The 19,838-nt window shown below is 70.4% G+C and carries 16 protein-coding genes and 1 pseudogene; 7 read left to right on the plus strand and 10 right to left on the minus strand.

The features are described 5' to 3' along the window. Positions 1-38: 38 nt before the first annotated feature. The gene (locus tag ACZ7H1_RS14305; protein ID WP_470786575.1) at positions 39-653 is read left to right on the plus strand and encodes a 5-formyltetrahydrofolate cyclo-ligase; all 615 of its coding nucleotides are present in this window, start codon (positions 39-41) and stop codon (positions 651-653) included. Here the strand turns inward: ACZ7H1_RS14305 and ACZ7H1_RS14310 are convergent. Next, positions 643-3,426 carry a penicillin acylase family protein gene (locus ACZ7H1_RS14310; RefSeq protein WP_470786577.1) on the minus strand — a complete coding sequence of 928 codons (2,784 nt, stop codon included), beginning with the start codon at positions 3,424-3,426 and terminating at the stop codon, positions 643-645. The genes ACZ7H1_RS14305 and ACZ7H1_RS14310 overlap by 11 nt on opposite strands. Before the next feature lie 263 nt (positions 3,427-3,689). Here ACZ7H1_RS14310 and ACZ7H1_RS14315 point away from each other — a divergent pair, with 263 nt between their 5' ends. The 6 genes and pseudogenes from ACZ7H1_RS14315 to mscL all read left to right on the plus strand — a co-directional run bounded on the left by ACZ7H1_RS14315 (position 3,690) and on the right by mscL (position 9,747). After that, entirely contained in the window at positions 3,690-5,246 is a 1,557-nt protein-coding gene (locus ACZ7H1_RS14315) for a potassium/proton antiporter (RefSeq protein ID WP_470786651.1), read from the plus strand. 271 nt (positions 5,247-5,517) lie between these two features. Continuing rightward, positions 5,518-6,756 (plus strand): annotated as a pseudogene (locus ACZ7H1_RS14320) (MFS transporter); the annotation flags it as partial. Between the two features lie 373 nt (positions 6,757-7,129). Beyond that, positions 7,130-7,414 (plus strand): FmdB family zinc ribbon protein, encoded by a 285-nt coding sequence (locus ACZ7H1_RS14325; protein ID WP_470786578.1) that lies wholly within the window; start codon positions 7,130-7,132, stop codon positions 7,412-7,414. A gap of 94 nt (positions 7,415-7,508) precedes the next feature. Continuing rightward, positions 7,509-8,342, plus strand: a complete 834-nt coding sequence (locus tag ACZ7H1_RS14330) for an S-methyl-5'-thioadenosine phosphorylase (RefSeq protein WP_470786580.1) — start codon at positions 7,509-7,511, stop codon at positions 8,340-8,342. Between the two features lie 496 nt (positions 8,343-8,838). Beyond that, entirely contained in the window at positions 8,839-9,108 is a 270-nt protein-coding gene (locus ACZ7H1_RS14335) for a hypothetical protein (protein ID WP_470786581.1), read from the plus strand. A 135-nt stretch (positions 9,109-9,243) separates the two neighbouring features. Next, entirely contained in the window at positions 9,244-9,747 is a 504-nt protein-coding gene (gene mscL, locus ACZ7H1_RS14340) for a large conductance mechanosensitive channel protein MscL (protein WP_470786583.1), read from the plus strand. A 1-nt stretch (position 9,748) separates the two neighbouring features. Here mscL and ACZ7H1_RS14345 read toward each other — a convergent pair whose 3' ends face one another. The 9 genes from ACZ7H1_RS14345 to pflB form a co-directional block, all read right to left on the minus strand. Then, on the minus strand, positions 9,749-9,949 hold the full coding sequence (locus tag ACZ7H1_RS14345) for a hypothetical protein (protein ID WP_470786586.1): 201 nt from the start codon (positions 9,947-9,949) through the stop codon (positions 9,749-9,751). Positions 9,950-9,980: 31 nt separating this feature from the next. Then, positions 9,981-11,402, minus strand: coding sequence for a NarK family nitrate/nitrite MFS transporter (locus ACZ7H1_RS14350; RefSeq protein WP_470786587.1), 1,422 nt, complete (start codon positions 11,400-11,402; stop codon positions 9,981-9,983). Positions 11,403-11,404: 2 nt separating this feature from the next. Beyond that, the gene (locus tag ACZ7H1_RS14355) at positions 11,405-11,773 is read right to left on the minus strand and encodes a DUF6755 family protein (protein ID WP_470786588.1); all 369 of its coding nucleotides are present in this window, start codon (positions 11,771-11,773) and stop codon (positions 11,405-11,407) included. Then, the gene (locus tag ACZ7H1_RS14360) at positions 11,770-12,423 is read right to left on the minus strand and encodes a Rieske (2Fe-2S) protein (protein WP_470786589.1); all 654 of its coding nucleotides are present in this window, start codon (positions 12,421-12,423) and stop codon (positions 11,770-11,772) included. Before ACZ7H1_RS14360 ends, ACZ7H1_RS14355 begins: the two co-directional genes overlap by 4 nt. After that, entirely contained in the window at positions 12,420-13,019 is a 600-nt protein-coding gene (locus ACZ7H1_RS14365; protein WP_470786590.1) for a 4Fe-4S dicluster domain-containing protein, read from the minus strand. Before ACZ7H1_RS14365 ends, ACZ7H1_RS14360 begins: the two co-directional genes overlap by 4 nt. Positions 13,020-13,027: 8 nt before the next feature. Next, complete coding sequence (locus tag ACZ7H1_RS14370) at positions 13,028-15,352, minus strand: molybdopterin oxidoreductase family protein (protein ID WP_470786591.1); 2,325 nt, start codon at positions 15,350-15,352, stop codon at positions 13,028-13,030. Then, positions 15,349-16,440 (minus strand): MFS transporter, encoded by a 1,092-nt coding sequence (locus ACZ7H1_RS14375; protein WP_470786592.1) that lies wholly within the window; start codon positions 16,438-16,440, stop codon positions 15,349-15,351. The genes ACZ7H1_RS14370 and ACZ7H1_RS14375 overlap by 4 nt, the downstream gene beginning before the upstream one ends. A 70-nt stretch (positions 16,441-16,510) precedes the next feature. Further along, complete coding sequence (gene pflA / locus ACZ7H1_RS14380; RefSeq protein WP_470786593.1) at positions 16,511-17,347, minus strand: pyruvate formate-lyase-activating protein; 837 nt, start codon at positions 17,345-17,347, stop codon at positions 16,511-16,513. A gap of 103 nt (positions 17,348-17,450) precedes the next feature. Beyond that, a complete protein-coding gene (pflB, locus tag ACZ7H1_RS14385; RefSeq protein WP_470786594.1) occupies positions 17,451-19,721 on the minus strand; it encodes a formate C-acetyltransferase in 2,271 nt (756 codons plus the stop codon). Positions 19,722-19,838: the final 117 nt, after the last annotated feature.

Genomic DNA, 19,838 nt, shown 5'->3' on the forward strand with positions numbered 1-19,838 from the left:
TAAATAGAAGCTGATTTAGAAGGGTTTGTGAGTTCGCTGTGGTAAAGAACCGTTCCGCCAAAACGGACCTAAGGCGCGAACTGCTCGCCGCCCGCCGCGCCTTGACCGGCGCCGCGACCGAGGCGGCCGCCCGGGCCCTCGCCCGCCGGGCCCTCGACCTGCCCGAGCTCTCCGCCGCGCGAACCGTCGCAGCTTACGTCTCGGTCGGAACCGAACCCGGCACGCACGCCCTGCTCGACGCCCTGCGCGAGCGCGGCACCCGGGTGCTGCTGCCCGTCCTGCTGCCCGACAACGACCTCGACTGGGCCGCGTACGACGGACCGGACGGCCTCGCCCCCGTCGCGCACGCGGGGAAGATGCAGCTGCTGGAGCCCTCCGGGCCGCGGCTCGGCCCGGAGGCCGTGACCGCCGCCGACACCGTGCTCCTGCCCGGCCTCGCCGTCGACGGACGCGGGATGCGGCTCGGCCGCGGCGGCGGCTCGTACGACCGGGTGCTGGCCCGGCTGGAGCGGGCGGGCGCGCACCCGGCGCTCGTGGTGCTCCTGTACGAGACCGAGGTGGTCGCGCGGGTCCCGGAGGAACCGCACGACCACCCCGTTCAGGCGGTGGTGACCCCGGCGGGGGTCGTCCGCTTCCCCGCCGCTACGGCTTGAGGGTCAGCGTCTCGCGGGTCGCCTTGTCGACGGCCGCCTTGCTGAACGCCCAGTCGAGCAGCTCGCCCTTGGCCCACAGGTCCGTCTGGTCCGTGTAGTGCGAGTTGTACGCGTGGCCGGAGGCGCCGGTCAGGTTGATCCACCGGGACTTGTCGAGGTCGTTCAGGTTCACGACCATGCGCATCGACGGGACCCAGGTGACCTCGTAGCCGCTGGCGGCGTTCCAGCCGGTGGCGTTGACCGTGGCCTCGCCGCCGCCCAGGTTCCACGGACCGCGGTTGAGCAGCCACTGCAGGAAGCCGGGGCCCTCGGTGCCGATCGTCTGGTTCTTGAGGGTCAGCTGGTGCAGGCGGCCCCAGGTCCAGGTGCCGGTGTCCTTGCCGAGCTTGGCGGTCAGCTCCCAGCGGGCGTCCTTCATGGCCCGCGCGAACAGCTCGTCGCGGGTCTTGGTCGCCTTGTCCAGACGGGTCTGCGGCGTCTGCCACCAGCGGGACTTCTCGTCCTTCATCAGGCGCCGGACCACCTCGAACCAGCGGTCGCCGCCGTCGGGCTGCGCCGAGTCGGCATCGCGCTCGCCGCACTCCCGGACCAGCTCGGCCAGGTCGTCGGCCGGGCCGCTGCTGCCCGCGGCGCGGACGTAGAGGCAGCTGCCCTCGACGCGCAGTTCCTTGGGCATCTTGTTGCCGAAGGCGAGCCGGAGGATATTGCGCCAGACGGCGTTGAAGTACGCGGCGGCCGCGGAGTCGGGCTCCTGGGTGTAGTTCCAGCCCTCCAGGAGCTTCTGCGCCTCGCGGACGTCGGGGTCCGAGATCCGGATCTTCGACAGGACGGGGGCGAGCAGCGTGGCGATCTCGCTGCTGTTGTCCGTCTGCATGGTGCGCATGTCGTCGGTCGAGATCTTGCCGCTGTCCTTGATCTTCGCCTCGATGAGGTCGTTGATCCGCTGGCTGCGGGCGCCGTAGCCCCAGTCGGTGGTCAGCGTGTGCGGGTACTTGCCCTCGCCGCTCTGGACCGCGGCCTGGTTGGCGGTGACGATGAACCCGCGCTCGGGGTTGAAGTCCCAGGGCAGCTCGTCCTGCGGGATCCACCCCTTGGCCGAGCCGTTCTTCGCGCCCTTCCAGGCGTACTTCGAATCCCAGCCGGGGGCGGGCATCCGGCCGTCGCCCGTGCCGCGCAGCGGGATCTTGCCGGGCATCTGGTAGCCGATGTTGCCGTGGGGGCCCTTGCTGTCGGCGTAGATCAGGTTCTGCGAGGGGACCTCGAAGTCGCGGGCCGCGGCCCGGAAGCCGTCGAAGTCCTTCGCGCGGTTGAGCCTGAAGACGGCGTCCATGGACTTGCCCGGGTCCAGGGCGGTCCAGCGCAGCGCGACGGCGTAGCCGGCTCCGCGGTCGGGAGCGGCCGCGCTGACGGGGGCGCGGGTGCCGACGGTGCCGAGCTCGTCGCTGCGGTCGGAGACGAGCGGGCCGTTGTTGGTGGTCCGCACGGTGATCGTCTTGCTCTCGCCGCCGGCGACCTTGATGACCTCTTCACGGGTGGTGAAGGGGAGGACCTTGCCGTCGTAGCGGTAGCCCTCGGGGGTCACCTGCTCCAGGAAGAGGTCGGTGACGTCGGCGCCGTTGTTGGTCATGCCCCAGGCGATGTCCTGGTTGTGGCCGATGATCACGCCGGGCGTGCCCGCGAAGCTGAAGCCGGAGACGTCGTACTGGCACTGGGCCGAGACGCTGCGGCAGTGCAGGCCCATCTGGTACCAGACCGACGGCAGCTGGGGGGACAAGTGCGGGTCGTTGGCGAGCAGCGGCTTGCCGGTGGTGGTGTACTTGCCGGAGACCACCCACGAGTTCGAGCCGATGCCGCTGCCGTTCGGGCCGAGCAGGGCCGGGATCTCGTCGAGGGTCTTGGAGAGGGCGCTCAGCTGCGTCTTGAGGACGCTTCCGGTGCCGCCCTGGGCGCTGATGCCGCTGGAGGAACCCGATCCGTCGCCGGAGGAGCCTTCCGAACCCTCGGCGCCCTGGGGCACGTACTTCCCGGAGGAGTCCACGGAGCCGCCCTCGACGATCGGGCGGTTCCGGTCGAAGGGGTACGGCGGGTAGAGCTCGTCGATCTGCGCCTTGGTCAGGCGGCTGGTCATCAGCGAGCGGTCGATCTCGTCCTGCATGTTGCCGCGCAGGTCCCAGGCCATGGCCTTGAGCCAGGCCACGGAGTCGACGGGGCTCCACGGCTCGGGCCGGTAGTCGCTGCTCAGCTTGAGGGCGGCGTGCTCGACCGAGAGGTCCTTGCCGGTCTTGCCCTTCAGGTACGCGTTGACACCGTCGGCGTAGGCCTGGAGGTACTTCTTCGTCTCCGGGGAGAGTTTGGAGTCGTACTCGGTCTGCGCGATCCGGCGCCAGCCGAGGGTGCGCAGGAAGGCGTCGGTCTCGACCTGGCCGCTGCCGAACATCTCCGACAGCCGGCCGGAGGTCATGTGGCGGCGGACGTCCATCTCCCAGAAGCGGTCCTGTGCCTGGACGAAGCCCTGGGCGCGGAAGAGGTCCTGGTCGCTCGCCGCGTAGATCTGCGGGATGCCGTGGGCATCGCGCTTGACCTCGACGGGCCCGGACAGGCCTTCGAGCTGAATCTCGCCCGTGGTCTGGGGGAAGGAGGCGCGGACGCTGCCGACGCTCCACCATGCCCCGTAGCCGACGCCTGCGACGAGCGCCAGCACCAGGATGAGCACGATCAGACGGGCGCGTCGTCCCTTCTTCTTGGCGGAGGGGACGGATTCGTTCGCGGGCATCGCTGTCCTTCGAGGGGGCAGGGTGGTCCTGGAGTGCTGGGAGCAACCATAGGCGCAGCGTCCACCCCATTCGGACGCGGTGTCAGGGACTACGTCGAACAGGCGTTTCACAATGTGACAAGGACGTCAAGGAATCGTCAAAGATTAGGTAAGGTAACGAAAGTACTTGCCGTCGGGGCGGTCTCCCCCTCGAGTCTCCCCCGACCCGTCTTGCAGGAACGATCCGGCATCCTGCAGACCACTTCAAGGGAAAGGGCCGCCCGCTGACCGTCCACCAGCTCAACGAGCTTCTGCTGATCTGCTCGCTCGTCCTGCTCATCGCCGTGGCCGCCGTGCGCGTCTCTTCGCGCAGCGGCCTCCCCAGCCTGCTCATCTACCTGGGCATCGGGGTCGCCATCGGGCAGGACGGGATCGGCAACGTCGTCTTCGACAACGCCGAGCTCACGCAGGTCATCGGCTACGCGGCGCTGGTCGTGATCCTTGCCGAGGGCGGTCTGGGGACGAAGTGGAAAGAGATCAGACCGGCGCTGCCCGCGGCGATCGCCCTGTCGCTGCTCGGCGTCGCGATCAGCGTCGGCGTGACGGCGGCGGGCGCCCACTACCTCGTCGGGCTGGAATGGCGGCAGGCCCTGCTCATCGGCGCCGTCGTCTCCTCGACGGACGCGGCGGCGGTCTTCTCCGTCCTGCGCAAGGTCCCGCTGCCGTCCCGGGTGACCGGCGTCCTCGAGGCGGAGTCCGGATTCAACGACGCCCCGGTCGTGATCCTCGTCGTCGCCTTCGCCACGGTCGGCCCGGTCGACGAGTGGTACGTCCTGGTGGGCAAGATCGCCCTGGAACTGGCCATCGGCGTCGCCGTCGGCCTCACGGTCGGCTGGCTGGGCGCGTACGGGCTGCGGCACGTGGCCCTGCCCGCCTCCGGCCTGTACCCGATCGCCGTGATGGCCATCGCCGTGGTCGCGTACGCGGCCGGCGCGCTGGCGCACGGCTCGGGCTTCCTCGCCGTCTACCTGGCCGCGATGGTGCTGGGGAACGCGAAGCTGCCGCACTGGCCCGCGACCAGGGGCTTCGCCGACGGGCTCGGCTGGATAGCCCAGATCGGGATGTTCGTCCTCCTCGGCCTGCTGGTCACCCCGCACGAGCTCGTGAACGACTTCTGGCCCGCGGTGCTGGTCGGCCTGGTGCTGACGACGGTCGCCCGGCCGCTGGAGGTGTTCGTCAGCCTGCTGCCGTTCCGGGTGCCCTGGCGGGAGAAGGCCCTGATGTCGTGGGCCGGCCTGCGCGGCGCCGTACCGATCATCCTGGCCACGATCCCGATGGTGTCCGGCATCGAGGGCAGCGAACGGGTCTTCAACATCGTCTTCGTGCTCGTGGTCGTCTACACGCTGATCCAGGGGCCGACCCTGCCCTGGGTGGCCCGCAAGCTGGAGCTGGGCACCGACCGGGCGCCCACCGACCTCGGCATCGAGTCGGCGCCCCTGGAGAAGCTGCGCGGCCACCTGCTCTCCTTCTCCATCCCGGAGGCCTCGCGCATGCACGGCGTCGAGGTCAGCGAGCTGCGGCTGCCCCCGGGCGCCTCGGTGACCCTGGTCGTGCGCGACGAGCAGAGCTTCGTACCGCTGCCCTCGACGGTGCTGCGGCGCGGGGACGAGCTGCTCGTCGTGGCCACGGACCCGGTGCGGGACGCCGCCGAGGCGCGGCTGAGGGCCGTGGCGCGGGGCGGAAAGCTGGCCGGATGGCTGGGCACGGGTGAAGGAGGGCACAACGGCCGGAGTGCGGGTAATCCGGGCTCCAGAGGTCCTGGAAGACGAAGGACTCGTTAAACGCAGGTGAAGCCACCGCCTGTCGCTGTAATCACAGGTGCGCCTCGAGGCTTTCCCTGTACCATGAAGGCACACCAATCGACCAACTCTGCCTGACGCAGAGCTGGCGCGACCGCTCGGCGGCCGTGGCCCCCTCCCGCAGTGGGTGGCCCAGGTATCACTCGGTTCGGCGCATGAGGACAGCTCTCGGGGCTCCGTAGTACGGGTGCGGCTCACAAGGCCTGCACCGTCCGCAGACGGGAGCTCTACCAGGCGGCAGAAAGGCCAGGCCGTGACATCCGCGGTCACGACCGACAAGTCCCGAGCGGGCTACGGGCAACTGCTGCGCACGCCCGGTGCCCTCAGCTTCCTTCTCCCGGGGTTCGCCGCCCGGCAGCCGTTCGCCATGCTGACGATCAGCATCGTCCTGCTCGTCCAGCACACCACCGGATCCTTCGGCAGCGCCGGCATCGTCGCCGCCGTCACCGGCGTCTCCATGGCCGTGTTCGCCCCGCAGATGGGCAAGCTGGCCGACCGCTTCGGCCAGAGCTCCGTCCTGGTGCCGGTCGTCCTCGCGCACTCCGCCGCCGTGAGCGCCCTGACCGCGCTCGCGCTGCTCGGCGCCCCGCTGTGGGCGCTGGCGCTGGCCGCCGTGCCCGCCGGCGCCTCGGTTCCGCAGGTCGGCCCGATGGTCCGGGCCCGCTGGGCCGCCCGCCTGGAGGGCGAGCGCGCGGCGCTGCTGCCGACGGCCGCGGCCTTCGAGTCCGTGACGGACGAGTTCACCTTCGTCGTGGGCCCGGTGCTCGCGACCTTCCTGTGCACCCAGATCCACCCCTCGGCCGGTCTGATCACCGAGGCCACGCTGACCCTGCTGGGCGGCCTGCTGTTCGCCGCGCAGCGCGGTACGCAGCCCAAGCCCGTGGGCCGCTCCGCCGCCGCCGGTGAGCGACACGCCTCCGCGCTGTCCGTCCCGGGCGTGCGCGTCCTGATCGTGGCCTTCCTGGGCATCGGCGCCGTCTTCGGCGGCATGCAGGTGTCGCTGGCCGCCTTCTCCGAGGAGATCGGCAACCCCGGCGCGAACGGCCTGCTCTACGGCGTCTTCGCCGCGGGCAACATGATCGCGGGCATCGCCTGCGGTGCCATCGCCTGGAAGATCGGCCCGCGCCGCCGCCTGATCCTCGGGTACATCGGTCTGACCGCTGCCGCCTCCGTCCTGTGGGCCGTGCACTCCACGGTGCTGCTGGGCGCCCTGGGCCTGGTCGTTGGTCTGTGCATCGCTCCGGCCCTGATCACGGGCTACACGATGGTGGAGCGGCTGGTTCCGGCCGCGTCGCGCACCGAGGCCTTCACCTGGCTGACGGGTGCGGTCGCCTTCGGGCAGGCCGCCGCCGTCACCACGGCCGGGCGGCTGACGGACGCGCACGGCTCCAGCGCCGGGTTCCTGGTGCCGCTGGGGGCCACCGTGCTGGCGCTGGCCACGGTGCTCGCGCTGCGCTCGCGGCTGGCGCCGAAGGCCCCGAGCCGGATCGTCGGCTCTTCGTCGGAGGCCTCGGACGCATCGGAGCCGGCGGAGTCGCCGGAGCTCGCGGAGGCGCTGGAGCTTGCGGAGCAGGGCGCGCACGCCGCCGCCGGGGACGCCCCCGAGGCTGTCGCGAAGAATGCTGCGCAGCCCGGCGTGAAGACTGCCGCGAAGACCGCCGCCAAGACCGGTCCGAAGGCTGCGGGGAGCAGTGCGCCGAAGGCTCCCGGGAACTCCCCCCGGGCCTCGCTCGAGCGCCGCTCGAAGCCGGCGGCCGAGCGTGGCATCGGTCACCGCGTGCCGGTGACGGTGGACTGATCCGGCGGAATACGTCACCATGGAGCGTCGTTAGCACTCATTGAGTGAGAGTGCCAGGAGGAAATTCGTGCCGACCTACCAGTACCAGTGCACCGAGTGCGGCGAAGGCCTCGAGGCGGTGCAGAAGTTCACCGATGACGCTCTGACCGAGTGCCCGAACTGCAAGGGACGCCTGAAGAAGGTGTTCTCCGCGGTAGGCATCGTCTTCAAGGGCTCGGGTTTCTACCGGAACGACAGCCGTGGCGCGTCGTCCAGCAGCACTCCCGCCTCGAAGCCGGCCTCGACCACGTCGACGGCTGCTTCGAGCCCCGCTCCGGCCGCCCCGGCGCCGAGCAGCACTCCGGCCGCCTGAGCGCGCCGACAGCTTCACGAAGGGCCCCGCAGCCGTCACCCGGCAGCGGGGCCCTTCGCATGTCCGTGCGACGACACGACCTAGGGTGGGACACATGGTGAACGCAGAGATCGGCGTAATCGGCGGTTCGGGTTTCTACTCCTTCCTGGAGGACGTCTCGGAGCTCCAGGTGGAGACTCCGTACGGCGCCCCCAGCGACTCCCTCTTCCTGGGTGAGCTCGCCGGGCGCCAGATCGCGTTCCTGCCCCGCCACGGACGCAGCCACAAGGTCCCGCCGCACAAGATCAACTACCGGGCGAACCTGTGGGCGCTGCGCTCGGTCGGCGTGCGCCAGGTGCTGGGGCCGTGCGCGGTGGGCGGCCTGCGGGCCGAGTACGGACCGGGCACCCTCCTGGTGCCGGACCAGCTGGTCGACCGTACGAAGAACCGCACGCAGACCTTCTTCGACGGGGAGCCGCTGCCGGACGGCACGGTTCCGAACGTCGTGCACACCACCTTCGCGGACCCGTACTGTCCGGTCGGGCGGGCGGCGGCGATGGGGGCGGCGCGCGGGCGCGGCTGGGAGCCGGTGGACGGCGGCACGATGGTGGTCGTCGAGGGTCCGCGGTTCTCGACCCGCGCCGAGTCGCGGATGCACGCGGCGATGGGCTGGTCCGTGGTCGGGATGACCGGCCACCCGGAAGCGGTGCTCGCCCGTGAGCTGGGGCTCTGCTACACCTCGATGGCGCTGGTCACGGACCTGGACGCGGGCGCGGAGACCGGTGAGGGCGTGTCGCACACCGAGGTGCTGAAGGTGTTCGGCGAGAACGTCGGCCGACTGCGCGAGGTGCTCTTCGACGCGGTGGCGGCGCTGCCGGCGACGGAGGCGCGCGCCTGCCTGTGCACGCACGCGCACGACGGCTGGGACCTGGGGATCGAGCTTCCGTAGCCCTGGGGGGTGAGGGTGGTTTCCACAGGCTGGGGGTCATCCACAGGCGCGAGCGGGATCGTGGGGGGTCGCGGATCGTGAGGGGTGTCCGGGCGACGGGTCCGGACTCCGAACCCCTTCACGACGGGCGGTGGTCGGCATGTCCGGCACGACTCCTCGATTCCCCTCCTCCCCCTTCTCCTCCTCTTCTTCCTCCGGCTCGCCCGCTTCCTCCGCTTCCCCTGCTGCTACTGCCTCCTCCGCATCTGCGGTTACGCCGCCTCCCTCGTCTCCGTGTCCGCCGCCCCGCGGGGTCCCGGACTTCGCCCCGCTCCGGGTGGGGCGGGGCGGGGACCGGCTGCGCAGGGCGGTCCGGCGCAGGCGGCGGGTGACGGCGGCTGGGCTCGCGGTGGCTGCGGCCGCCCTGGCGGCAGCAGGGCCCGAGGCACAGGCCTCGCGCAGTGAGCCACCGCCCCCGCCGCCGGCTGCCGCGCCGCCTGCCGCCGCGGTGCGGCTCGTGTCCGCGCCCGTGCGGATCGCGGACGCGGCGACGGTGCGGCTGCTGCGGCGCGGGGACCGCGTGGACGTGGTGGCCGCGGGCGGCGCCGGCACGGACGCGGGCCGGACCCGGGTGGTGGCGGTGGCGGCTCTGGTCGCCGAAGTGCCGCGGGCGGACACGGGCGTTGGGGACGGCGGGGCGCTGGTCGTACTGTCCGTGCCCCGCGAGACCGCGCGGACGCTGGTGGGTGCGGGCGCGGTGTCCCGACTGGCGGTGACGCTGTGTTGATTCGCACGCGCGCACGGTCAAGTCAGCTGAACGCGGGGGCCGATTGGACAGCTCTCACCCGGACTGCCGTAGTTTTCGGAACCGTTGGCTCCGTGTCCTGCTGCCGATGTGACACACGTGAAGAGAGGCTCAGTAGTGAGCGAGAAGAAGAAGGAGAGCATCCTGGCGGGCTTCAAGGCCTTCCTGATGCGCGGCAACGTGGTCGACCTGGCGGTGGCCGTCGTCATCGGTGCCGCGTTCACGAACATCGTGAACTCCATCGTGAAGGGCATCATCAGCCCGCTGGTCGGCGCCATCGGGACCAAGGACCTGAACAACTACTCGTCCTGCCTGAAGGACCCGTGCGAGACGAACGCCTCCGGCGATGTCGTCTCGGGTGTTCCCATCATGTGGGGTTCGGTGCTCGCGGCGACGCTCAGCTTCGTGATCACGGCCGCGGTCGTGTACTTCCTGATGGTGCTGCCGATGGCGAAGTACCTGGCCAAGGTGGAAGCCCGCCGGAGGGCCAAGGAGGGCGTGCAGGAGACCATGGAGATCACCGAGCTGGAGGTCCTCAAGGAGATCCGGGACGCTCTGGTGGCGCAGCGCAACGCCGAGGGCGGTGGCGCGGGGTCCCAGGACCGCCCGGCCACGAGCTGACTCAGAGGTGGTGCGGCGGCTTCTCGTCGAGGAAGCGCGCCAAGTCGGCCGCACTGTCGCTGCCGGCGGGAGGCCGCTCGCCCCACCCTCGGTCCGTATCGTCCGCGGACTGCCTGTCCAGCGGATCGTCGAAGTCCAGCGCGGGCTTCGGCCGGGAGTCGTGCTTCGACGGGCGCGGTCCGGGGGTGGGGGCGGTGCTCATGCCTCCAGGGTACGGCGGGGGCCGGGCGGGGTCAGCTGGGTGCCTCGGCGCCCTTGCGGGCGTAGAACCACCAGCACACCGCAAGACACGTGGCGTAGAAGACGATGAAGCACCACAGCGCGCTCGTGACGTGGAAGTTCGCGAACATCGCCGGGATGAAGAAGAAGCCGTAGGCGGCGATGGCGGAGGAGAAGCCGGTGACCGCGCCGGCCTCCATCTCGGACTGCTTGAGGGCCGCGGCCTGGGCCTCGGGCCCCTTCCCCTCGGCGGCGCGGGCGTGCTGGTCCCGGAAGATCACGGGGATCTGGCGGAAGGTCGAGCCGTTGCCCAGTCCGGAGAAGAAGAAGGCGGCGAGGAAGCCGGTGAAGAAGGTCCAGAAGCTGCCCTGATCGGATCCCGAGGGGAGCGCGAAGATCACGACGACCAGGGAGGCCGCCATGCCCACGAACGACAGCAGGGTGACCCTGGCACCGCCGATCTTGTCCGACAGCCAGCCGCCCGCCCAGCGCATCAGCGCGCCGATGAAGGGGCCGATCCACGCGTAGGTGGTGGCCTGGTAGCCCTGGGGCTCGAAGTTGTCCTTGATCAGCAGGGGCAGGCCGGCGGCGAACCCGATGAAGGAGCCGAAGGTCCCGACGTAGAGCCAGGTCATCAGCCAGTTGTGCTTGCGCGTGAAGATGATCTTCTGCTGGCTGAAGGGGGCCGCGGCCACCTTGAGGTCGTTCATCAGGAACCACGCCAGCAGGGCCGTGATCACCAGCAGCGGCACCCAGAGGAAGGCGCCGTTCTGCAGCCAGATGTCGGTGTTCTCCTTGGCGTCGTGCTGCGGGCCGCCGGCCGGGGCGCCGAGCACGGCGGCGGTGACCACGAGCGGGGCGAGCAGCTGGACCACGCTGACACCGAGGTTCCCCAGGCCGCCGTTGAGGCCGTTGGCGCTGCCCTTCTCCCGCTTGGGGAAGAAGAAGCCGATGTTCGCCATCGAGGACGCGAAGTTGGCGCCGCCGATGCCGCACACCGCGGCGATGAGCACCATCTCCCAGTAGGGGGTGCCGGTGTCCTGGAGGGCGAAGCCCAGCCACAGCATCGGCACGACGAGCACGATCGTGCTGAAGGCGGTGAACCTCCGCTCGCCGAAGATCGGGCCGATGAAGGTGTACAGGATCCGGAAGGTGCCGCCCGTGATGCCGGGGACGGCCGTCAGCCAGAAGAGCTGCGACTTGGAGAAGCCGAAGCCGACGTCGCCCAGCTTGACCACGGTCACCGACCAGACCTGCCAGACCACGAATCCGAGCATCAGCGCCGGAACCGAGATCCACAGGTTGCGCTGGGCGACCCTGCGGCCGGTGGACTGCCAGAACGCGTCGTCCTCGGGGCGCCAGTCGCCGATCGTGGACCCCGGACGGTAGCTGTCCGCCCGGTGTGGCCGGGCCTCGGTGTTGGTGCGTATGGCCATGGTCATCGGTCCTTCGGGTCGAGGCTCCACAGACCGAGCACGACGAGGAAGGACAGGACGAGGAATCCTGCTCCCCACCAGGCAGTGCCGGTGTCGCCCTGCATCCATTCGTTGACGGTCACCGTCAGCGCCCACAGCTGCCCGACGACCACGGTGAGCGCGAGGGCGAGCCGGGCGGTCAGCTTCGAGGAGCGCTCGGGCTCCTGCTCGCTGCCCGCGCCGGGCCCCGGACCGGTGTGCCGGATCCGCGGGTCGCCGTAGCCGCTCGTCGCGCGGATCTGGGGGTAGCGCTCCCGGACCGGACGGTTGAGCCGCGGCTGGGCGCTGCCGGGTTGGTAGTCGGGCCGCGGCGGCACCTGTGGATCGCTCATGTCCGCCTGCTCTCGGTCGGGCGGTCCGCGCCGGGACAGCCGAGCCTGACGGCCATCTCGGGGCGGGATTCGCCGAACTGCCGGCACAGGGCTTCCTGGGCCGGCTCCCCCGACCGGGCGGTTGCGACGGCCCAGACACTGCCGTCGATCTCCTCGGTCAGGAAGATCCTGGGGAGCGGGCGGGGCGGCGGGCCTGCGGTGACCTCGCCCGTGCGGACGTCGAACACGCCCTCGTGGCACGGGCAGTACAGCTCGCCCTCGCTGCCGCGGTCCTCGCGCCAGAGCACGGCGCAGGCCAGGTGGGTGCAGACGGCCGAGTAGCCGACGAGGGTGCCGTCCTGCAGCCGGACCGCTACGGCCCGATCCTCGTCCCCCGGGAAGCGGAAGGCCACGGACTCCCCCGGCATGAGCTGGTCGGTGACCTTCTTCGCCGGGGGCGCCTCCTCGCTGTCGCCGTGCCGGTGCAGGATGCCGGAGGCCACGCCGATGCCTCCGACGGCGAGTCCGCCGGAGACGGTGGCCACGATCCGCAGGTAGTCGCGGCGGGTGGTGAGGGAGTCGGCGCTGATGCGGTCGTGCAGCTGCTGCTGTGCCTCGTCGCCGCCGGTCTCGCCGCCGGGCGCCGGTGCGGGCTGTTGGGTCACGCTCATCGGACGTCCACCCCGTTGACTTCGACCACCGGGAGGCCGCCCGGCACCGGCCACTGCACCTTGTCGGCGGGCACGACCATCGCCACACCGGTGTTGACCACGACATCGCCGAAGGTGAAGGAGTCGGCGACCTGCACCCCGGGGCGCTCCGCCTGGAGCTCCTCGAGGGTGCCGTAGAACAGCGCCCCCGTCGGGCAGACGGTGGCGCACATCGGGGCCAGGCCGTAGGCGGTGCGGTCGTAGCAGAGGTTGCACTTCATCTGGAGCTTCGCCTGGAGGTCGATCTTCGGGACGCCGAAGGGGCAGGCGTTGACGCAGTTGGCGCAGCCGATGCAGCGGGTGGTGTCGGCCTGCTGCACCACACCGTCGGCGGTCACCAGGATCGCGTCGGCGGGGCAGACCTCGGCGCACGGGGCGACCGGGTCCGCGCAGTGCATGCAGACGGTGGGAAGGGAGGCGACGGACCGGCCGGGCTCGGTGTAGTCCAGGTGGATCATGGACTTGCCGCGGTGCGAATCGCATTCCCGGCAGGCCGAGACGCAGGCTTGGCAGCCGATGCAGCGCCCCGGGTCGATGAAGATCGTTTTTCCCATCATGGGGTGGCTCAGCTCCTCTCTGCCGTGCCACGGCCCTGCGAGGACGTGGGCGGCAGGGGGTCGGTGCGGGACACCTGGGTCTCCGGGTAGGCCTCGCGACCGGGGGCCGTGGGCGGCGGGGGTACCTCGTCGACCCGTTCCGCCGCTTCGATCCGGGCGGCGCAGACCTTGTACTCCGGGATCTTCGAACGGGGGTCGAGGGCATCGATCGTCAGGGCGTTCGCGGACGTCGGGACGGGCCAGTGGTAGGGGATGAAGACGGTGTCGGGGCGGATGGCCTCGGTGACCAGGGCGGGGAACACCTCGCTGCCGCGGCGGGTGACGACGCGCACGGGGTCGCCGTTGCGGAAGCCGTGCGAGGGGTGGACCTCGACCCAGGGGCGCGGGGTCTGTTCGACCAGTGCGCCCAGGCGGCGGGTCTGGTTGCCGGAGAGGAAGTGCGCGACGGTGCGCCCGGTGGTGAGCGAGAGGGGGAACTCCTCGGTGTAGGCGTCCATCGGCGGATGCCATTCGACGACCTGCAGGTGGATCTTGCCGTCGGGGTGGTAGGTCTTCCCGTCCTCGAACAGCCGGGGGGTGCCCGGGTGGTCGACGGAGGGGCAGGGCCAGGCGAGGCCGCCGGTCTCCTCCAGCCGGTCGTAGGTGATGCCGTAGTAGTCGTTGACGGTTCCCGCCGAGGCGATGCGCAGCTCCTCGAACACCTCGCGGGAGCCGGGGAAGTCGAACTTGTCCCCCGCACCGAGGCGCTTGGCGAGTTCGCAGAGCACCCAGGTGTCGGTGCGGACGCCGGAGGGCGGCTCCTGGGCCTTGTTGTGCTTGACCACCCGGGCTTCGGCGTTGGCCATCACGCCTTCGTCCTCGGCCCAGGTGGTGACGGGGAAGACCACGTGGGCGTTGGCCGCGGTTTCGGAAAGGAAGAAGTCGAATTGGGCGTGGAACTCCGTGGCGTCGTACCCCTCTTTGACCACTGCGTAGTTGGGCAGCGAGACGAAGGGGTTGTTGCAGACGCCGATCAGGCCGCGGATCTCGCGGCGCTGCATCTGCCAGACCATTTCCATCATGGAGGTGCCGGCGGGCGGGAGCTCGGACTCCTCGATGCCCCAGATCTCGCAGATCTGCCGGCGGTGCTCCTCGTTCGTGATCGAGCGGCCGCCGGGGAGGAGGTCGGCCTTCTGGCCGTGTTCACGGCCGCCCTGGCCGTTGCCCTGGCCGGTGATGGTGCCGTATCCGGCGCCGGGCTTGCCGATGTTGCCGGTGGCGACGCACAGGTTGATGACGGTGAGGCAGTTCTCGACGCCCTGGGAGTGGTGCTCGATGCCCCGGGCGTGCCAGGCCATCGCCCTCTCGGCGCCGGCGAAGGTCCGGGCGACCTGGACGATCTGCTCGGCGGGGATCCCGCAGATCCCGGCGGCGCGCTCGGGCGGGTACTCGGCGACCTTGTCGCGGACCTCCTCCCAGCCGGTGGTGTGGGCGCCGACGTACGCCTCGTCGTCCAGGCCCTCCTTGACCACCACGTGCAGGACGGCGTTGAAGAAGGCGGCGTCGGTGCCGGGCTTGAGGGCGACGTGGATGTCGGCGGTGCGGGCGATGGCGGTCTCGCGCGGGTCCACCACGATCAGGGTGGCCCCCCGGTCCCGGGCTCCCCACAGGTACTGGGTCATCACGGGGAAGCACTCGCCCACGTTCGACCCGGCGATCAGCAGGCAGTCGCTGAGGAGGATGTCGGAGAAGGGGTTCCCGGCCCGGTCGATGCCGAAGGCGAGCTTGTTCGCGCCCGCGGCGCTGACCATGCACAGCCGGCCGTTGTAGTCCACGTGCCGGGTCTTGAGCGCGACGCGGGCGAACTTCCCCACGAGATACGTCTTCTCGGAGAAGAGGCTCGCGCCACCGAGCATCCCGAAGGCGTCACGCCCGTACTGCTCCTGGATGCGTTTGACCTCGGAGACAGTGAAGTCGAGCGCCTCGTCCCAGGAGGCCTCGCGGAAGGGTTCGTCGCGGGAGCGGCGCAGCAGCGGACTGGTGAGCCGGTCGGGGTGGTTGACCTGCTGGTAGGCGTTGATGCCCTTGGGGCACAGCCGCATCCGGTTGATGTCGTGGTTGCGGGGTTCGACGCCGAAGACCTTGCCGCCGCGGTCGACGCGGAGGTACATGCCGCACTGGACGCCGCAGAAGCAGCAGTGGGTGGGGACGAGCGTCTCGCCGTTCTGGTCGGCGTGCCACTGGTCGGCGGGGATCCCGCCCGCATCACGGAAGTTGCGGGTCCCGGGCGGGGCGATGGAGGGGTCGATGGGGAGGGGCTGTGACGGGGGCGGCGACTGGAGGGCGGCGGTCACTTGAAGCCCTTCTTGACGTGGCTGAGGTAGGCGTTGCCGCGCAGCACGCGCTTGCAGCGGGGGCAGTACTCGGCCCATTCGTCGAAGTCGAGCTTCAGGTCGCGCATGGTGCCGCGCAGGTTCTCCACGTACGGCGCGGTGTCGACGGGCTCGCCGCAGCGCTTGCAGGCGAAGACCTGTTCGTCCTGGCGGGCCGTGTACTTGAACAGCTGCATGCCGACGGCGGCGGGCCGCTGGACGATGTGGAAGAACTTCCCGAAGGGGATGTAGATGAGGGTGAAGACGACCGAGACCATGTGCAGGATCGCCAGGAACTCGTACCCGCCGCCGTGCAGGAAGATCGACGAGAAGGTGAGGAGGAGTCCCGTCACGGAGATGACGATCAGCAGGATCAGCGGCAGCAGGTCGTAGGCGAACCGCTGGCCCGTGATGGCACCGCGGTCCTTCATCCGGCGCCACAGGAAGTACGAGGCGCCGGGGATGACCAGGACGGCGGCGACGTCCAGGCCGTGGAACATCAGCCAGCCGAGGACGTTCAGCGAGTCGAAGCCGAGCACCTTGATGCCCCAGATCCGCATCTCGTATCCGGGTCCGGAGCCGCTGCCCGAGGTGAAGGTGAACCAGCCCCAGGTGAGCGGGAAGGTGATCAGCGCGGCCAGGATGCAGCCCCAGAAGATCATCTGATGGGCGGCCCAGCGGGCGTGCGAGCGGGCGCCGAGGAACTTCTGGAAGCCCAGGTAGGTGGCGATCATCTTCGGCAGGGCAGTGGGTGCCTTGCGGAAGTTGGCCGCCGAGAAGAGGCTGCCGAAGCCCTTCTTGAACAGCCGCCGTGCACCGGGGGCGGAGACCCACACCGTATAGCGGTAGGTGACTCCGAAGGCGAGGAAGACCGTCGCGACGGCGTACGGCAGCAGGGCCGAGTCGAAGTCCCGCAGGAGTCGGCTGCCCAGCACGATGGCGATGACGAGCAGGAGGGATACGGCGGTGCCGGCCATGGCGGCCCGTGCGGTGACGGAGCGGCCGGCCGGCGGCGGCTGGGACGGCACCGGAGGCGGTGCGGCGGCGACTGCTTCTGAGGGCTCGGACACAGGACCACGCTAGGTGGCCTGTACCGTTTCGGCCCGTTATATGGATCTTACGGGTACTCCGATCGGATGATCAGACGGCAGTCAGGCCCTGTGCCGCGAAGACCGCCTTCGCCTCCGCGACCTGCTGCGGGGTCGGGGACGGTGTGCCGTGAAGGGTGAAGTTCATGTCGAGGGCCTGCCACTTGCCCTCGCCCAGCTTGTGGAAGGGGAGGACGTCGACGCGGGAGACGTTGCCGAGGGAGCCGGCGAAGCGGGCCACGCCGTCGACGTTGTCCGGGGCGTCGGTCAGGCCGGGGACCAGCACGAACCGCAGGTGCACTTCCTTCCCGAGGCCGGCCAGGCGCCGGGCGAAGTCCAGGGTGGGCTGGAGCGGGCGGCCGGTGACCTTGCGGTAGGTCTCGCGGTCCCAGGACTTGATGTCGAGGAGGACGAGGTCCACGTCGCGCAGCAGGGCATCGGTGGCGCGGGCGCCGAGGAAGCCGGAGGTGTCGAGGGCGGTGTGGAGGCCCAGTTCGTGCTTCATCCGGTGCAGCAGTTCGCCCGCGAAGACCGGCTGGAGCAACGGCTCGCCGCCGGAGAGGGTGGCGCCGCCGCCCGAGGCGGCGATGAACCGCGTGTACTTGCGGGCCTCGGCGATGACGTCGTCGGCCGAGGTGCGCTTGCCGGCCCGCATCCGCCAGGTGTCGGGGTTGTGGCAGTACAGGCAGGTCAGCGGGCAGCCGGAGAGGAAGGTGACGAAGCGGGTACCGGGGCCGTCGACTCCGGTGGACAGGTCCCAGGAGTGCACCGAGCCCTCGCTCGGGCGCTGGGTGGCTGCGGCTGCCGGGGTCGCGGGACGGGCGGACGTCGCGCAGGGCGCCGGGGCCGCGGGGCCGACGGGGAGGTTCGGGCCGAGGAGGACGGTCATGGCAGGTGCTCCAGCTTCCGGGTTCCGAAGGACTGGCCTGGTGTCGCACGGCCCCGTGGCCGGGGCGAGGCCCGGCCGCGGGCCGCGCGGACTGCGGGGGCTCTCAGAGCGAGCCGTGGAAGGTGCGGTTCAGGACGTCGAGCTGCTGGTCGCGGGTCAGCCGGACGAAGTTCACCGCGTAGCCACTGACCCGGATGGTCAGCTGCGGGTGGTTCTCGGGGTGCTCCATCGCGTCCTCGAGCACGTCGCGGTTGAGGACGTTGACGTTCATGTGGAAGCCGTCGCCGGCCATGTAGCCGTCGAGCACGCCGGCCAGGTTCGCGATCCGCTCCTCGGGGGTGCGGCCGAGGCCGTCGGGGGTGACCGTGCTGGTCAGCGAGATGCCGTCCTCGGCGTCCTCGTACGGGAGCTTGGCGACCGACAGCGCCGAGGCGACGTAACCGTGGCTGTCGCGGCCGTTCATCGGGTTGGCGCCCGGCGAGAAGGGCTCGCCGGCGCGGCGGCCGTCGGGGGTGTTGCCGGTCTTCTTGCCGTAGACGACGTTGGAGGTGATGGTCAGGACGGACTGGGTGTGCTCGGCGCCCCGGTACGTCGGGTGCTTGCGCACCTTCTTCATGAACTCCTCGACCACCCACACCGCGATGTCGTCGACCCGGTCGTCGTTGTTGCCGTAGGCCGGGTAGTCCCCCTCGACGGTGTAGTCGGTGACGAGGCCGGTCTCGTCGCGGTGGGCGGTGACCCTGGCGTGCTTGATGGCGGAGAGGGAGTCGGCGGCGACCGACAGGCCGGCGATTCCGCAGGCCATCGTGCGGCGCACGTCGCGGTCGTGGAGCGCCATCTCGATGCGCTCGTACGCGTACTTGTCGTGCATGTAGTGGATGACGTTCAACGCGTGGACGTAGACGTTCGCGAGCCACTCCATCTGCTCGTCGAACTTTCCCAGGACCTCGTCGTAGTCGAGGACCTCGGAGGTGACGGCGCCGGTGTCCGGGCCGACCTGGGCGCCGGACTTCTCGTCCCGGCCGCCGTTGATCGCGTAGAGGAGGGTCTTGGCGACGTTCACACGGGCGCCGAAGAACTGCATCTGCCTGCCGACCGGCATCGCGGAGACGCAGCAGGCGATGGCGGTGTCGTCGCCGAAGCGGGGGCGCATCAGCTCGTCGGACTCGTACTGCACCGAGGAGGTGTCGATCGAGACCCGGGCGCAGAACTCCTTGAAGCCCTGGGGCAGCTGCGGCGACCAGAAGACCGTCATGTTCGGCTCGGGGGCCGGGCCGAGGTTGTACAGGGTCTGGAGGTAGCGGAAGGAGGTCCGGGTGACGAGCGGACGGCCGTCCTCGCCCATGCCGCCGATTGACTCGGTGACCCAGGTCGGGTCGCCGGAGAACAGCTCGTCGTACTCCGGGGTGCGCAGGAAGCGCACGATGCGCAGCTTGATGATGAAGTCGTCCACCAGCTCCTGGGCCTGCTCCTCGGCGAGGAGGCCGGACTCGATGTCGCGCTGGAGGTAGACGTCGAGGAAGGTGGAGGTGCGGCCGAGCGACATGGCCGCGCCGTTCTGCTCCTTCACGGCCGCGAGGTAGGCGAAGTAGAGCCACTGGACGGCCTCGCGGCCGGTGGCGGCCGGACCGGAGATGTCGTGGCCGTAGGACGCGGCCATCGCCTTGAGCTCGCCCAGGGCACGCATCTGCTCGGAGAGCTCCTCGCGCAGCCGGATGGTCTCCTCCAGCGGGCGGGGGCCCGCCGGCAGGACGTCGAGCCCGGCCTTCTCCTCCTTCTTGACGGCGATCAGGCGGTCGACGCCGTAGAGGGCGACGCGGCGGTAGTCGCCGATGATCCGGCCACGGCCGTAGGCGTCCGGCAGGCCCGTGACGACTCCGGCCTTGCGGGCGGCGCGGATCTCGGGGGTGTACGCGTCGAAGACGCCGGCGTTGTGGGTCTTGCGGTAGTCGGTGAAGACCTTCTCCAGCTCCTCCGAGACCGGGTAGCCGTAGGTCTCCAGGGCTCCGGCCACCATCCGCCAGCCGCCGTTGGGCATGATCGCGCGCTTGAGCGGGGCGTCCGTCTGGAGGCCGACGATCAGGTCCTTGTCGCGGTCGATGTAGCCGGGGGCGTGGGCGGTGATCGTCGACGGGATGTCGTACGCGACGTCGTGGACGCCCTTCTCGCGCTCCTCCGGGAACTTGTCCGTGATGGCCTTCCACACGGCGGTGGTGCGTTCGGTCGGGCCCGCGAGGAAGGAGTCGTCGCCTTCGTACGGCGTGTAGTTCTGCTGGATGAAGTCGCGGACGTCGATGGCGTCGCGCCACGGTCCGCCCCTGAAGCCCTTCCAGGCCGCGCCGTTCACCGTTGCTTCCGCAGGAGTGACAGTCATCGCCCGCACCTTCCGAGTTGCCTCATTGCTTGTCTCCATTGCACTCCTTTTGATCGATCATCCGGCGCGGCATTGGTCCCCACCTGAGGCCCGAAGGTCCCCACGCATGCCCGCCCA

This window comes from Streptomyces sp. NPDC037401, assembly GCF_055602345.1.

Bases quoted from the DNA above. Each gene is read 5' to 3' on its own strand.
- ACZ7H1_RS14310 (WP_470786577.1), bottom strand. From the start codon at position 3,426: ATGCCCGCGAACGAATCCGTCCCCTCCGCCAAGAAGAAGGGACGACGC.
- ACZ7H1_RS14330 (WP_470786580.1), top strand. From the start codon at position 7,509: ATGGTGAACGCAGAGATCGGCGTAATCGGCGGTTCGGGTTTCTACTCC.
- ACZ7H1_RS14345 (WP_470786586.1), bottom strand. From the start codon at position 9,949: ATGAGCACCGCCCCCACCCCCGGACCGCGCCCGTCGAAGCACGACTCC.
- ACZ7H1_RS14350 (WP_470786587.1), bottom strand. From the start codon at position 11,402: ATGGCCATACGCACCAACACCGAGGCCCGGCCACACCGGGCGGACAGC.
- ACZ7H1_RS14355 (WP_470786588.1), bottom strand. From the start codon at position 11,773: ATGAGCGATCCACAGGTGCCGCCGCGGCCCGACTACCAACCCGGCAGC.
- ACZ7H1_RS14360 (WP_470786589.1), bottom strand. From the start codon at position 12,423: ATGAGCGTGACCCAACAGCCCGCACCGGCGCCCGGCGGCGAGACCGGC.
- ACZ7H1_RS14365 (WP_470786590.1), bottom strand. From the start codon at position 13,019: ATGATGGGAAAAACGATCTTCATCGACCCGGGGCGCTGCATCGGCTGC.
- pflA (WP_470786593.1), bottom strand. From the start codon at position 17,347: ATGACCGTCCTCCTCGGCCCGAACCTCCCCGTCGGCCCCGCGGCCCCG.
- pflB (WP_470786594.1), bottom strand. From the start codon at position 19,721: ATGACTGTCACTCCTGCGGAAGCAACGGTGAACGGCGCGGCCTGGAAG.